The following is a 14,971-nucleotide window of genomic DNA, read 5'->3' as shown; positions in this document are numbered from 1 at the left end:
CCGTGGCTTGCCATGGGATTTCGGGAAGAAGGGCTCCAGACGCGCCATTTGCGCCTCCGTCAGCCAGAAAAGATCAGACATGTTCACCGCTCGTTTTTGAGCCGTGAATCAGGCCGCTAAGCGAAAATCAATGGGTACAGAGCCTAGTGGGATACTCAAGTTACAAATTGCGGAAGTGCACTTCATTAGTGAAATTAAATGTCCCTTTTTAGAATAAAGTCCGAATGTCAAGGAACGAGCGGATACAACCTTCGCTTCTATTGCTGTCTTAGCGGCGGTTAACAAGAACTGAAATCGAAAGGATACAAAATGCCCTTTAGTATTATTAACAACGCCATCGGCGCCGTCGGTAACGCGCTGGGGCTAGGGGGGGGGGGAGGCTCCAATACTCCGAAAACTGATCCTGCTGTGTTGGAGGAAATGAGAGCCACTCGACAAATGGGTGAAAAATCCGCTGATAGAATGTTTGAGTTCATGGACAAATATTTGGTTAACGGATCAGATAAGTCTATGCGTGCTATGGGTCCCGGAGCATTCGGCGACCCGCTTCACGGTCAAGGTTCCAGCTTCGGGGCTCCTCAAGGCAATGGCCCCGAAGGAACAATGCCAGGTATTGCATCGAACGCAGCTAGCGTGACTCCCCAAAACGCGGGCGGCAGAGAAAATTCCGGCCAAGGTAAAGCAAGCCCCATGAACGACGGGCTCCTGGGGGGTTTGCTCGGCGGCGCTCTTGGCGGCGCTCTTGGTGGCGGTTTGCTCAGCGGCGCTCTTGGTGGCGGCAACAATAATGTATTTTCCGGGCTTTTGAGTGGTACAGGCAACGCTGCAGGAGGTTTGCTTGGCAATACACCAGGTGGTCAAATGTTGCAAAGCCTGCTCGACGGGATTCAGGGGAAAGGTGGTAATGACGCCTGTGGATGCGGTGATGAAAAGGCTGAAACTGCACCGGAAAATGTGGCTTCGCAGGGGCACCAAGACGCAGGTACCGAGGAGGTGCCAGGGCAATCAGGAGGAGAAAACTTTGAAGATGTGCTGGATGACTTCTTTAACACAGCGCGAAATTCAGCTGGACTTGATGGGGATCTAGGCCGGCCAGAACAAGGTAGCAACACTGCATCTGATTTGATCGACGAGGCAATGTCTGATTTCGGAAACGATCTTCGAGAAGATCTTGGCCTACCACCAAGTGGCAGTAATGAATCGCTTACGGCAGAAGACCAGGCTGTTTCCGACGCCATAGACCGCGAACTTCAAGAGTTTGAAGACGATCTGCGGAAAGACCTTAATATAGCAGAAGACAAAAACCCCATTGCGGTATCTCAAAGCCCGGCAACTGCTGAGAATGCCGGTGAAATTAACGAACTTGCGGATCAATTGTTTGACAATATTCGCGAAGACGTTGGTATGGCGCCGGATACAGAGGAAACATCGCTGGAAAAACTGCGGAAGCTGGCTGTAGATGAACGCCCTGAAGGTCTGAAGCATGATGGCGTAGATGATTGGTCTCGTGAGCTATTGGGCGAACACACCGTAACTTCGTTTCACTGACAAACATAGTGAATACGAACAACCTCTACTGAAACCTAACTCTGAAACCGATCGTTGATAGGAAACTCGTAATAAACTCTTCCTATCAGCGACCATATCCACGAAAGGAAATACAATGCCCACATCGCAAATGGAGAATTTTAGTTCGCGACCTATGTCAGAGATGCCGCGAGAAGTTCCCGAAGCCAAAGCTATCGGACCCGAAGTTCTCGAAACCATTGAAAGCAGTCCGCTTAATGAGGAAGAAAAGCGAGAGTTCATAAAGCTACTCGCCGAGGCGATCGGTCTTCCAGACGAAGGGCAAGCGACCCAAGCGACTAGCAATCCCCACAATGACTCGAATTGTTCGACCAAATGTAGCGACGGTGTATCGAATGCAGACATTCCCGCAGGGTTTACACAGACAAACAGCGTCGATCCTAACTCACCACCTCAGGTTTCGTCTGCGGAATCCTTAATGCCGGGGAACGGGATCGATCAATCTAATGTGTTTTCATGAGTGACCTAGTTCCAATCTGCCAGATAGAGAACTAAAATCCTATATCTCGATCTGGCTCTAAACTGAAACTTCAAGTTGATAACCAACCTCAAAGGAGAAAATAATGCCAGGAGCAGCACTAGCCGCAGCAGGCGCAAGTATGGTCATGCAAGACCAAGCGAGCGCTGCAAACATCATGGCCCAAACGGGAATGAACATTGCGGCTGAACAATCACGTACGGCAACAAACATTGTAACCACAATGAGTGAAACAAGCCGGGCAAACGCAAACCAACTCGAACAAAGCGCTCGGCAAGGTCTCAACGATCGAATGGCACAAAGCAGAGAACAAGGTGGTGAATTGCGGCAGAACGCCGCCCCATAATTGTCAGTGGCAGTCGGCGTCATCCCCAAAATAACTTTGGGGATGACCTGCCGCATCAGAAAGATAAGGAGAAGAAATGGAATATCTGAGTTCAATCGCCCCATCTCAAGAGAGCTTAAGGGCCGCCGAGGTTGCGTTGCTTACGCAAAACAAATCGGGCTCTGTAAATAGGCTACGTATGTCGCAACTTGAGCGACAATTGGAAGCCCATATGCATAAAAACCAAAGCAAAGTGGTCAAGTTAAATGTGGCGCGCCACAAAGACAACGTGGAGATGCAGATGGCAATGAGCACACTAACCTCAAGACTTAGCTTGATCAGCCGATTAATGCAGTCACTGGGTTGAGACTTCCATACTAATTCGGAGCGAGTTAACGGAAGTACTATTGGCGAATATATCAACTTAACTAGGAAGCTGAATTTCACGGCGAAACATCTCTTTTAGAATGCAAATACTCTACATGGATGCGATCTCAGTAACTCTGCAAATTAGTATGCCAAAAAAGAAAATTTATTATATGGGGTTACACCGCTAAAGATCAGCAGCAAGATCCTATATTAACTACTATGTGAACTCCAACCACGGCTTAACTCATCGGTAGATGCCTATCATACAAGATAGTGATACAATTATTTAAGGCAACAATAACTTCGTAGCCGAGTTTTGCCAAGGTTGAGGCTATTGAAAAATTTTAAATGTACCATGTTGTCTATTTATTTAAACATAACCCGAAGGTCTGTAAAATTTGTAGCAATCTAGGATACTTAAACCCAACGAGGATGTAAGCGGGATGGCAAAAATTGACACCAAAGCAGGGAACGACCGCGATGTGGAAGTTGCTACTGCGCTTCCGAAATTGCCGTTACACGGTGAATCGCAGACACTTTCTTCTGCAGCGAATATAAACAAAGAACAAGATGCCCCGAGATATTCAGCAGCATCTCACTCTGAAATCATACGCGAAGCCTCAGACAGCGATACATCTGAGGCTATTGCGGCGAGCAGCCTCCTAAAGAGGCCAAAGGCCGACAAACAGAGTGGAAGCGAAGCAAGCGATCCTGAAGGTATCGTCGAGGATAGTATGCGGAGGATAGAGCCTAATGGCCCAGTATCAAAGTCGGCGGATGCGTTGGAAGGTAACACTGACCCGATTGATCAACTTCGTGCTGCGCGAGCTGCTGAGCTTTCGTCGGAAGCCACGAGCGATCCGACTATCAATCAAGTTGATAACACTGATGACGACTATCAAAACCTAGTTTTACACTCGACACAGATGAAGTCATCCGAAATCGCTAGTTTTGTTGCTCAGAAGGCATTCACAACAATTCAGACCATCCTTGAAAAACACAATTGGGAATCCCAAAGGTCGTGCCCTGCAAGAATAATATCTGAGCAGATGAAGTTATTGGACTTAGGTCACTAAATCAATTTGCAAAATTTTTTCCAAAGGAGTAGGCCGATGCTAGTAGGCAAATATCTTAACTTCCTTCGAGTGGTTTATACTGTTATCCTGTTAATTTTTCCGTGTACTCTAACTGCCCAGCAACGCCTATTGCTCGAAACTGGTCAAGGTACTTTGCTACCAGATATTGGTTCATTGGAATCCGTTTTCGTAGCGGATTCATCAGTGGCTGATATTGAGTCATCTCCCGGAGAGGCGGTATTTGTATATGGTAAATCGCCGGGGCGCACATCACTTATTACCGTAGATTTCAATGGAAGCGAAAGTAAAATATTGGATATCCTGGTAGTGCACAATCTATCAGAATTAAACGATGCGATTTCAAACCGGTTTCCTGATCAGGAGGTTGTTCTGCAGTCGTCGAAAGGGAGTATTCTTGTAAGTGGAGAGGTAATTAATGAGCATATTAAAAGCGACATTTTGAAAACACTTAACGCAATGGTTCCAAGCGAGGTCGTTATCGACAACTTGATAACATCCGAGTCCAAGCTAGTACGGCTAGACGTAAAGCTATTGGACGTAAATAGATCAGAAGTCGATCGATTCGGTATTGACTTCAATGGGCTTATTGCCAGCAATGGATTCTATCTTGGGGCACAATCGGGAGGTATTCTACAACTGGGATACAACCAGAATGTCAAAAGTCAGTTGGATGCCACGATAGACCTACTTACATCAAATGGCTTAGCTACCGTAGTTACGGAAACTAGTTTGACTACAAAAGATACCGAAACCGCTAACTTTTCGGTGGGAGGTGAAATTCCGCTACCTACTTTCACCAATACTCACGACGCTGGGAATCAAGGCTTTACTATCAACTACAGGTTTGTAGGAATGGAGCTGAATTTTACTCCGTTAAGAAAACGCAACGGAAAACTAAACTTAGAAATCGATTCCAAGATCTCGAACATCGGTGTTACCAGCGCTACAATCAACGGTAACGAATTCCCAAACCTTAACGCTAGTAGATTTAAAACCGTAGTCGAATTGGCTGATAGACAAAGCTTTGTGATTGCAGGCCTTTCACGGCAAGAAACGTTAGCCTCCCTACGTAATTCAAGAGAGGGCGCGGTGTCTAAAGCGGTACAGTCTATTTTCGGTACCGACAAGATATCCCAAAGGAACCAAGAGCTTGTGGTAGTCGTTACGCCTAGGCTTAATACTGAGCATGTACCAACTGTCGCAGCTCAATTAAAGCGAAATGAAACAAACATAGAATATATACTGAGGAAAAAACTCGTGGGGAAAGGCGGCCTAAAAAAAGTGAAAGTAAGGGGCTCCGCTGGCTTTGTGTACTAGTCAACCGTAAGTGGTTGCCTACAAAAGAAGGTAATCTGCAATGAAAGTATTTTCGTTGATACTATTCTCCTGTATTATTATTACTATTTTCGTTCAAACAGGGAGCGCGCAAGTTCAAACAAGCGAAACAGAGTACAAATTATTGCCTAATGGCGATCAGCCTTACCCTCTACTTAGCGTCAGTCAAGATGTCAAACAAGCTCTCAGAGTGTTCGCAAGGAATCTCAATGTCACTTTGAAAATGGAAGGCGAAATCACCGGCACTATTCAATCGAAAGGAAAAATGACGCTGTCTAAAAGAGAGTACATTGACAGAATCGCGTCAGAACTGGATCTTGTTTGGTACTTCGATGGGCTAATTCTTCATGTGGCAAGTCGCGATTCACTTAGAACAAGAATATTCCCTCTTTCGATTAACAACGGTAACCATATAATTGAAGTCCTAGTCACTCTCGGTGTTTTTCAGCGTGAATTTATACATAATGTCGATGAAAAGAACCGAATACTGTTGGTGACCGGACCCGATTCTTACATTCAAATCGTTGATGAAGCGTTGAAATCGCTTTCAGAGTCGGAGCTTAAGACTGTGGCAATGATACGCGGGCGATCGGAGGTTGGTATTAGTAGTATTATTAATGCGCCAGACAGCGATCTTTCTGAGGTTCTACCAAATTTGTTGAATAAATGATGCTTGAAAAATTGAATTCAGTTCTGCACCGGGCTAACCAGCAGAAGGACCTAATTCTCGTAGCTCTCTTTTTCATGATTGTGTTGATGATGGTAATTCCTTTACCAGCGATAGTCATGGATATAATGATTGCGTTAAACATATCTTTTGCGACTGTTATCCTTTTAATGTCACTTCATCTAAAGAGCCCGGCTCAGTTTTCTACTTTTCCGTCGTTGCTGTTGACGACCACTCTTTTCAGATTGGCTATATCAGTATCGACGACACGCCTCATTTTGGTAGAGGGAAGTGCTGGAAAAATAGTAGAAACGTTCGGAAAAGTTGTAGTTTCCGGAAACCTAGTAGTTGGGTTGGTCATTTTCTTAATAATAACCGTTGTACAATTCTTGGTGATCACAAAAGGTGCCGACCGTGTGGCAGAGGTAGGTGCTCGGTTTACCCTCGACGGGATGCCTGGAAAACAGATGGCTGTAGACGCTGACGTTCGCGCGGGAATAACTGACCAATTTGGAGCGAAGCAAGCACGTCAAGCGCTAGAAAAAGAATCAAAGCTTTTTGGTGCAATGGATGGCGCTATGAAGTTTGTCAAGGGGGATGCGATAGCGGGGTTGGTAATAACCGCGATAAATCTAATCGGCGGGATCGGGATCGGCATTGGTCAGAAGGCCATGAGCTTTTCCGAAGCCTTAGCCTTGTATTCTCTTATGACGATTGGCGATGGTCTTGTTGCCCAAATACCCGCATTGTTGATATCAGTCGCTGCAGGTACCATCGTTACACGTGTTACAAGCCCTGAAAGTGCAGACTTAGGTTCTGAAATATCAGAACAACTTACTTCGAACCCGCGGACGGTGCTATCAGCTGGATTGGTTATAATAGCGTTCGGCTTTGTCCCTGGTTTTCCAACCATAGTATTCTTATTTATTGGTGGTCTGATGTTCTGTGGAGTGCTCCTGAAAATTAGGTCGTCGGAGAGGTTAAGACTGGCAGCGGAAAGTGATTGGGTGGAGTTTCTAAAAAAAAATGAAAAATACTGTGTGGATCAAAGCGACAGACATGGTAAATTGGAGAGCATAGAAATTGTTTTTCCCACTCAAATTGTTAATGAACCACTAGAGGTCCTTAAGAGCTATCTTCAAACGATAGAGAATCTATTGTCAAAAGACTGGGGTGTTACCTTTGATCATTTTAAACTTAGTATCGGTCAGAATGGTAGAAACGATAAATATGAAATCATCTTAAAACAGAGTCTGAAGAAGAGCTCGAGCATACACCCAGGAAAAGTGTTTGTAAAAGCAAATGTTTCTTATCTGAGTTCACTGGGCATTCCCGTTGAAACGCATTGTGGTGTAGAAGAAGGGTCATTCGTTGATGAACAGTACGTCAACCTTCTACAGGCAGCAGAAATAGGCTATTATGATCTAATTGCGCTCATTATGCACGATGTTGTGAGTGTTTCCGTCGAGAATATGAAGTATTTTGGCGATTTCGAGGCGACTTCCAGGTTTTTAAGACAAGCAGAGAAGAATTACGAATCGTTGGTATCAGATCTACGTGAGAATCTTTCTACTAGCCAAATTAGTTCAGTGCTGCAACTTTTGCTTGAAGAGCGTGTCGGGTTGGCGAATCTCTCGCTCATTTTAGAATCGATGTTGAAGGCCTCTTCGAAACAGGTGGACCCATATTATCTTCTCCAGAAGGTTAGAATTAGTTTGTCGGATCAAATAGTTAAAAAATTCTCATCAGAAGGGGTGATACCAGCGGTTGTTGTTTCTCCATCTTTGGAGAACGTGATTCGGGAAGGTTTGCGGCAAACAGATGAGGACAACTTTGTGATACTTGAACCTGAACTATCACGTCATTTTGCAAAGGAAGTCGAACGTCAGACTAGGAGCGTTTCAGATGGAGATCCAAAGACAGTGCTACTAGCACAGCAAGACGTGCGGAGGCCTATTTTTGACATATTAAACAAGCAGGGTTTAAAGTTACCTGTGATATCTTACCAAGAATTAGGCTCTGATACCATTATTTATCCGGTGGGTTTTGTCGGGACGTTGGAGCAACCAGGGCCGGATTAGACCACAAGCATCTCAAAGGCACTGCCAACCTGTTCGCGTGTTTTGATCTGATTAGGTCTGACGCCTGAAGATGCCGTCCAAGATGCCTCGCCTGAAGGGCTTTCGTTTTCCGCGTGAGATCATCACCTATGCGGTCTGGGTCTACCACCAGTTTGCGCTCAGTGCTGCCGATGTTGAAGATCTGCTCGCGGAACGCGGTGTGATGGTAAGTCGGGAAACGATCCGACAATGGGTCAACCGCTTTGGTTATCCACGGTCAGGAGGTTGGACATGTGTAGTCACTGGCACTGGACATCGTTGGTCGTTAAGGTTGGACAGTTTGGTGATGCTGGCAAACCGAGCATCTGACGCGTTTAGTTTTATAGTCGAGCCAGCATCTTGGCGCACGCGCTCTCCAAAAAGCTGGCGTGTGGCAAGATGCTTTGGTCCGCCAGGACCAATTGGATTCCGAGAGATTTGCTTGACTATATAGATTAGTGAATGCAGCTTCGGTTTCTTATCTGCGAGCGGTTTTCTAGTAGAACTTGTGACAATGTTCGTCGGCCTCCTCGAAACCAAAACAACCCTCGAAATTGCCAGCGTCGACACGATGGAGCAAAGACAGGTCTCTCACTCAATCTAAGCTTGCGCGTAGTCTGTATATGTTGGATGCTTCGCCGAAAGCACCTAAGGATAGTCTTTTGAAGAAGGTCAATTCCTCTCTCGTAGTATCTACTTGGCTTCTTGGTGCAATAGCACTTTCTGGATGCGGAATCGGGTGTCAGCCCGACAGTTGTTCAATCGGAAAGGAAGCTATTGAGCAACTAGACCCAATCGCGTCTTCCCTGCAGAAATCCGCTGAAGACGGGAAATTACCACCAAGTGACTTAATCTCGGTATTCGGCAGAAACCTCCCTAGCGGAGGGAAAATTCAACGAGCCACGGCAAACCCAACCGCGAACTACATTCTGACCTTGCCAGAAAGTGCAACAACTGTTGGTGTTACGTACACCAGTACGAATGGAAAGCCAGATCTATCCTTTGGATATTCAAGCAGATGGGGGTTAGACACATGTTTTTGGGACTTGGAACAAGCCGATTGGCTTTGCTTTAGAAGAAGTTGAAATCATGGGTGACGCAAGAGCGCTTACACCAGGCGAAATTGATATGCTCTCCACCGTATATGGTGACTCTTTGGATTACTCCGCTGTGGGGGTCAGAAATGGAGGCACACGCGACGGCAGTGGATTCACACCGTTTAATACCATCAACGTCGGCCGCAATATTTATCGAGACGATTTCTCGCAGTCCAACAGCCTCAATTTGCAAGGCTTCTTCGTTCATGAAGCCGGGCACATTCTGCAGACGCAAAATGGCCGTACCGCGTTCTTCAATGGAATCGGCCCACAAATAGCTTCGGTTTTGGGCGGTCGTAGGGAAGTCTACGACTACAATGATAAGTTGAACGAGAATGTCCCCTTTGATGAATGGAACATCGAGGAACAAGCGTCATTCTTTGAAGATTTGTATAAACAGCAAATAGCTACGGCAGCTGGTACACCACTTGCATTTGACCCATACCATAACCGTGTAATACCTAGCCTAGAGACGCTTCAGGCTGTCGATACATCAGTATATATTGATCAGGTTGCAATTCAGGGCTCAGTGCTTGCACCGGAAACCTCCCTTCGACCCGTAGCGCGCCCTACAGATCATTGCTTTGTCGCCCAAACACCTATCCAGATGTGGCCGACCGATCCATCGGTTAAGCCACGAGATGACGGTTCGTATGACGAAGAGTTGGTGCTCTCGAAGGTTTGGGAGAAGCCGATCAACGAGATCCGTGCTGGTGATCTGGTTGTCGCCTATGACGAGAGGGGTCGGCTCGCACCTAAACCCGTGACGCGGACTATGACTAATACAGCCAAGCATATTCTCGATTTCTGGGGCACGGGCGTCACGCCCGGTCACGCTTACTTCTGCGCAGACGGTGAGTTCAAAGGCCAGCATGTGCCTTTGTTGGACATTCTCCGCACCGATGGCACGATTATGAACAGCGACGGGACACAGATCCGCGCCTCAACTGGTTGTGAAGTTGGCTCGATCCATGACCGGTTGGTTCATGCCGTGGTGGGCGACAAGCAGCCCAACGGGCAGATTGCGATCCGGGAGCAAGGACAGGTTCGTTTGGGGACGCGCGTTATTCTTGAGAACGGCGAGCAGCATTGCGTTCTGGATATTCTCAACGCAAATGGCGCGCAAATCACGGAAGACGGCTATATCCGTTCCGGAGCTGGCGGTGCCAAGGTGCCGCTGAGCTGGACGTTCTCTGAAAAGCTTCCAAAGCCCGAAGACTATATCCTGAGGCGCTCGAAGGTATCGCTAGAAGAGATTTACGCTGCGGGCGAATGGGAACAGATCGGCCCGCGACTGCCTGCACCAGATGGCTCAAAGGCTTCGCCGCAACATCGCAAAGCCACTTCCTCCAGCGCCCAAAAGCCTTTGGCTGCAGTAGACGGGATGCGTCAGCCAACCCGAACGCTCAACCGCAAACAGCGCAAGGCAATGGAAGCCAAGCAGCGCAAGGCTGCCAAAGCCGGAAAACGACTGGTGAGTTGATCCGTGAGCGAAAGCGACGGGATCAAACCTGGCGAGATAGTTGACGCCTTTGAAGTGATCCATTTCCCCAAGGGAAATGGGTTTCAATGGGCAAAGCGGCCGACGCACTATCCGGAGCGAAGGCCGGTTACGCTCTACGGCATCGAGGTGGTCGATGAAAATGGCGATCCCGCCCCGTTCATCGCTCATCTGACACCGTTCATGAACAGCCTGAATTAATTCCGCGTCAGCCCAGAAGCTGTATAGGCGGGCTATCCTGGGAGCTTCCGAGCAGGGGGCTGGCTGTCACGCTGTAGCTTGTTCACCTAACCGTATTTAGAGGTCCGGCATAGGGGCTGCTTCGGCGCTTCAGGCGCTTAAACGGCGCGATGAATGATCGATAGATACAGGAAATCCCGAACATCAAAGCAGATGTGAAGATAACCAATCCCAGCCGGGCGACCCAGTGCGCGTCTTGGCTTTGAAAGAGGATCAAAAGAGCTGGGAGCAGAATGATGGCCAGTCCCAGTATTTGCGAAACTCCCAACAACTTGAACCAGAACACATATCGCACCCGAAGGGTTGCGCCGTCCCAGGTCATGCTCCCCAGCCTATAAAGCGCACGAATATCATAGCTGGTCAGGTCGTAGTCATCCATGAACTTGACCACTGCCAGCCGACCACGTTTGCCCAATACGAAACCGAACCGATCGCGAAAAGAGCGTTCACTTTGTATGGATTGGATGTCTTCTGAAGCGAGATCCAACCGACCAGCATCGACGGATTGCCCGTTCGGGGTTAGTGCGCCGCGTATTTCCGCTTTAAGTAACTCAAGCATCTGCTCGTCTAAGTCTACAGAAACGTCTTCAAATCGCTGGGTTCTTTTCAGCGGATTTAGAGCGACAATGTTGCCGTTGTTGTCATTCTCTGATCCGGCACCCTTCATCGATAGCCCGCCACGAAACTCGCAATAAGATCTTCAGCACCGGCACCGGAAGAGTTGTGCATGTAGAACTTGTAAACTGCTGCGACCATGTTGGCGAATTGATCTGCATCGACGTTGGCATCTGTCTCCAAAACAGCGCGCTGGACGATTCCGATCGCTCTGGATAGCGTTTGCTGGTCCAATCCGACTTGTCCCAAAGAACGAGGCCGTTCTTCGGGCCCGTCCATAATCCACAACGGATCGATCTCGAATTTCCTGGCGATCTCAATGAGAGTTTCCGCTGGCAGCTTGCGCGCGCCACGCTCGTAATTTTGGGCAGCGCGAAGCGATATACCGAGTGCATCTGCAAACTGCTGCTGGGATAATCTCAAACCCTCCCGCAGTGCCAGTAATCTACTGGCAATCGCCTCTATTGACTCGTTTGTGCGTAGTTGCACATTTTGTGCTCATAAAGCTAGGCAGTTAGCCTCAAAGGAAGGACAAAGCGATGACCTCGAACATTCATAGTCCTGCACAACGAAGAGAATACATCAAGTACCAACTTCGTCTTCGGGGCACCACACTGGCTGAAATCAGTAGGGAACTGGGCGTTTCAACTGCAACGATGTCCCAGGTTTGTTTGGGGGTTCGCCGATCAGATCGCGTCTTGTCTGCGATAGCGGACAAGCTTGGCGTGTCCCTTGAGGCCCTGAGCAAACTGGATAACGAGGAGGGCCGAGAATGTAGCAAACACTAAGAGCATTCCCGAGATGCGAAAGGCTCGGACGCAATGCCCGAGCCCTTGCAAAACTACGTCGTCGATTGGTCCCGACGCTTCAGATTTTGCCGCATCTCATCATTCTAGTCAATCAAAACACGCCGGACGCACTGCGTTCGGCGCAAGGAGACGTGTTGATGCCGAAAACTGAAAAACTGCAAACCAAAGACATTTGCCGTTACATCTTGAGCCCTTTGCGGTCGAACCGATCCTGCGCACAGGCGTTGCGCATAAGCCCAACGACGGTCGCAAAATACCGCAACCTGATGAAGCTGAACCAGGTTGATCTGGAGAAATTGAATAACCTCTCCAATGTTGAAATCGAAGAACTCGTGCAGGCGCGGAACAAGGGCGGCTCTCACAGCTTTGTTGAACCGGATTGGCTTGAGATATGTGCCGCGTTAGGCAAGCCGGGCGTGACAATCGCGTTGCTCTATCAGGAATACGTTGAAAGCCACCGTGGTGCTCCAAACGCTGATTTGCTGTCCGCGTCTTCGTTCGGGCGAAGATTGCGGACTGTGCGCAAAGCCAAGAGCCCCTCCATGCGCCAAGTTCATCCACCGGGGGCACGTAGCTTCGTGGACTTCAGCGGAAAGCACCTATTCCTCACAGAACGCGGAACTGGAAAAAAGATGCCGCAAGAAGTTTTTGTTGCTTCGCTTGGTGCGAGCCAGCTCATATTTGCGACCGCAGTTTCCTCGCAAAAACTACCCGATTGGATTGAAGCCAATGTCCGGGCACTTGAATACTTCGGAGGCGCGCCGTTGGAAATCGTCCCCGACAATCTGAAATCAGCTGTCACAAAGCCGGGTGGGAAAGGGCGAACAGCTGTCGTCAATCGCAGCTATCTGGACTTCGCAGAGCATTATCAGGTTGTTATTAATCCCGCTCGAATCCGTCGCCCGCAGGACAAAGCGCTGGCGGAGATCGGCGTACGTATGGTCAATATGTGGGTCATCGCAGCCTTGCGCGATCACGTCTTCTATACGTTGGCAGATATGAACCGTGAAATCACACGACTGGTGGACCGGATTAATGGAAGAACCTTCCGCCGACTGGCGACCTCACGACGAGCCGTATTTGAGACGATTGAAGCGCCCGCGATGCAGCAATTGCCCCGTGACCGATATGAGTTCGCCTTGTGGCGCGATGGGCTGTTGGTCCCAAAGGACTATCACCTGTATTGGGAGGGCGATTACTATTCGGTTCCCCACTCTTTCATCGGTCAACGGGTCAATTTGGCAGCCACGTCTTCGACTGTTCGCATCTACGCTGACGACCATGTCAGCCCGATTGCGCTGCATCAACTGGGTCGGGGCAGTGGCCAAAACATTACCGAACGAGACCATATGCCAGAGAGCCATCGGGCTTATGCAGATAACAACCTCGAAGAATTGCGCGATTGGGCAACCGAGATTGGCGAAGAAGTCGCGCAGCTCTTCGAGGCGATGCGGCACAACAAACGGATCAAGCCGACTGCATTGCTAAAGCAAATGGCGCGAGGGCGGAAGCTCTCCCGTGAATACAGCGTTGAACGGTTTGCCTCGGCCTGTCGATACGCGAACACGGTTGGAACGCAGACGATTGAAAGCGTGGCAAACATCCTGAAATACGGCATTGATTTGAGAAACACGGCTGCACGGGATCGTATCGTGTCCTCACCCGTACCCCACGACAACGTGCGTGGCGGAACCAGCTATGACGGGAGTCAGTCATGAATATCAGCAATACGATCGCATCCCTTCGAGCACTCCGCCTTGGCGGTATGGCAGATGCGCTTGAGCAGCAGCAGTTAGGAGCATCCTGGCGTGATGCTTCGTTTGAAGATCGCTTGGAGCACCTCCTGAGTCAGGAAATACTGATGCGCCGAACGCGCAAGGTCGAGCGCATCCGAAAGGCAGCTAAACTGCGCCACAACGCGCGACCCGAAGCCTTTGACTTCAGACCCTCTCGGGGACTTGAAAAACCCCGTATCACAAGCCTGTTCCGGTGTGACTGGATACGGGATGGCCGTTTGAATCTTCTTGTCACCGGCTTGACAGGGACTGGCAAAACCTGGGCAGCTTGTGCGTTCGGGAACGCCGCGGCGGCGTTGGAGCTGACGGTAGGATACCATCGTGTCGGCCCGTTATTGGAAGAACTGGAACTCGCGCGTCACGATGGGCTGAGGGTAAAGAAGCTCGAAAACCTCAGACGCCTCGATCTTTTGATCCTGGACGATCTGGGGCTTGAGGAGTTGACGCAGGGAGCGCGGATCGATCTGCTCAATCTTCTCGAAGACCGGGTTGGCCGACGCAGTACAATCGTTGCCGCGCAAATGCCTGTCGCGAAATGGCATGATTATCTCGGAGGTGATGCGACAGCCGATGCCATCATGGATCGGCTTGTGCACACCAGTGAGCAGATAGAATTGAAGGGTAAGTCCCTCCGAGCTGGCAGCCTGGATAAAGCGGAAGAGCCGGTGGCAACCTGATCATCAAGTGATCACCACATGCTGGACGTGCCCATCATCCAGTGGTGGTCACGTCCAGCAGCCGGTGGAAATCACTGTCCAGTCTCGTGGCATACAACGTCCAACTTCGTGACTGTCGCCATTTGGTCGCCATTTCGCAAATTGCCTCAGGCGAGACCGGCCAGCCGTAGCCGACAAAGGGCATTTGGACGAAGTTGTCATTCCGCTCAACGGTCGGAAATGCTGGCTCTGGCGGGTGGTGGATGCGAACGGAGATACGCTTGATATCCTCGTCCAGCC

Annotated in this window: 13 protein-coding genes and 3 pseudogenes; 13 read left to right on the top strand and 3 right to left on the bottom strand. The window is 49.1% G+C overall.

Annotation, left to right across the window (positions count from 1 at the left end):
* Positions 1-81 (bottom strand): annotated as a pseudogene (locus tag ABLN87_RS21270) (IS5/IS1182 family transposase); the annotation flags it as partial.
* 357 nt (positions 82-438) lie between these two features.
* On the opposite strand from ABLN87_RS21270, the gene ABLN87_RS21265 reads away from it, so the two are divergent.
* The 9 genes and pseudogenes from ABLN87_RS21265 to ABLN87_RS21225 all read left to right on the top strand — a co-directional run bounded on the left by ABLN87_RS21265 (position 439) and on the right by ABLN87_RS21225 (position 10,756).
* Complete coding sequence (locus tag ABLN87_RS21265; RefSeq protein ID WP_353014045.1) at positions 439-1,548, top strand: hypothetical protein; 1,110 nt, start codon at positions 439-441, stop codon at positions 1,546-1,548.
* Between the two features lie 939 nt (positions 1,549-2,487).
* Complete coding sequence (locus ABLN87_RS21260) at positions 2,488-2,757, top strand: hypothetical protein (RefSeq protein ID WP_353014044.1); 270 nt, start codon at positions 2,488-2,490, stop codon at positions 2,755-2,757.
* Positions 2,758-3,202: 445 nt separating this feature from the next.
* Positions 3,203-3,835: a hypothetical protein gene (locus ABLN87_RS21255; protein WP_353014042.1), complete on the top strand. Its 633-nt coding sequence runs from the start codon at positions 3,203-3,205 to the stop codon at positions 3,833-3,835.
* 36 nt (positions 3,836-3,871) lie between these two features.
* The gene (locus ABLN87_RS21250; RefSeq protein ID WP_353014041.1) at positions 3,872-5,173 is read left to right on the top strand and encodes a pilus assembly protein N-terminal domain-containing protein; all 1,302 of its coding nucleotides are present in this window, start codon (positions 3,872-3,874) and stop codon (positions 5,171-5,173) included.
* Positions 5,174-5,213: 40 nt separating this feature from the next.
* Positions 5,214-5,861, top strand: a complete 648-nt coding sequence (locus ABLN87_RS21245) for a hypothetical protein (RefSeq protein WP_353014039.1) — start codon at positions 5,214-5,216, stop codon at positions 5,859-5,861.
* A complete protein-coding gene (locus tag ABLN87_RS21240; protein ID WP_353014037.1) occupies positions 5,858-7,939 on the top strand; it encodes an FHIPEP family type III secretion protein in 2,082 nt (693 codons plus the stop codon). The genes ABLN87_RS21245 and ABLN87_RS21240 overlap by 4 nt, the downstream gene beginning before the upstream one ends.
* 64 nt (positions 7,940-8,003) lie before the next feature.
* Positions 8,004-8,186 (top strand): annotated as a pseudogene (locus tag ABLN87_RS21235) (IS6 family transposase); the annotation flags it as partial.
* An 860-nt stretch (positions 8,187-9,046) separates the two neighbouring features.
* A complete protein-coding gene (locus ABLN87_RS21230; RefSeq protein ID WP_353014036.1) occupies positions 9,047-10,537 on the top strand; it encodes a hypothetical protein in 1,491 nt (496 codons plus the stop codon).
* A gap of 3 nt (positions 10,538-10,540) precedes the next feature.
* A complete protein-coding gene (locus tag ABLN87_RS21225; RefSeq protein WP_353014034.1) occupies positions 10,541-10,756 on the top strand; it encodes a hypothetical protein in 216 nt (71 codons plus the stop codon).
* 82 nt (positions 10,757-10,838) lie between these two features.
* On the opposite strand, the gene ABLN87_RS21220 is transcribed toward ABLN87_RS21225, so the two are convergent.
* Together ABLN87_RS21220 and ABLN87_RS21215 are read right to left on the bottom strand one after the other, a co-directional pair.
* On the bottom strand, positions 10,839-11,462 hold the full coding sequence (locus ABLN87_RS21220) for a hypothetical protein (RefSeq protein WP_353014033.1): 624 nt from the start codon (positions 11,460-11,462) through the stop codon (positions 10,839-10,841).
* Positions 11,459-11,899 carry a helix-turn-helix domain-containing protein gene (locus ABLN87_RS21215; protein WP_353014032.1) on the bottom strand — a complete coding sequence of 147 codons (441 nt, stop codon included), beginning with the start codon at positions 11,897-11,899 and terminating at the stop codon, positions 11,459-11,461. The genes ABLN87_RS21220 and ABLN87_RS21215 overlap by 4 nt, the downstream gene beginning before the upstream one ends.
* A 50-nt stretch (positions 11,900-11,949) precedes the next feature.
* Here ABLN87_RS21215 and ABLN87_RS21210 point away from each other — a divergent pair, with 50 nt between their 5' ends.
* The 4 genes and pseudogenes from ABLN87_RS21210 to ABLN87_RS21195 all read left to right on the top strand — a co-directional run.
* Entirely contained in the window at positions 11,950-12,198 is a 249-nt protein-coding gene (locus tag ABLN87_RS21210) for a helix-turn-helix domain-containing protein (RefSeq protein WP_353014030.1), read from the top strand.
* Between the two features lie 158 nt (positions 12,199-12,356).
* A complete protein-coding gene (istA, locus tag ABLN87_RS21205) occupies positions 12,357-13,937 on the top strand; it encodes an IS21 family transposase (RefSeq protein ID WP_353014028.1) in 1,581 nt (526 codons plus the stop codon).
* Positions 13,934-14,692 carry an IS21-like element helper ATPase IstB gene (gene istB, locus ABLN87_RS21200; RefSeq protein WP_353014026.1) on the top strand — a complete coding sequence of 253 codons (759 nt, stop codon included), beginning with the start codon at positions 13,934-13,936 and terminating at the stop codon, positions 14,690-14,692. Before istA ends, istB begins: the two co-directional genes overlap by 4 nt.
* A gap of 121 nt (positions 14,693-14,813) precedes the next feature.
* A pseudogene (locus tag ABLN87_RS21195) lies at positions 14,814-14,971 on the top strand (DDE-type integrase/transposase/recombinase); the annotation flags it as partial.

The organism is Ruegeria sp. SCP10 (assembly GCF_040329495.1).
GTDB lineage: Bacteria > Pseudomonadota > Alphaproteobacteria > Rhodobacterales > Rhodobacteraceae > Ruegeria.
Note: the sequence above shows the minus strand (reverse complement) of the source record. Positions and strands in the feature narration are given on the sequence as shown.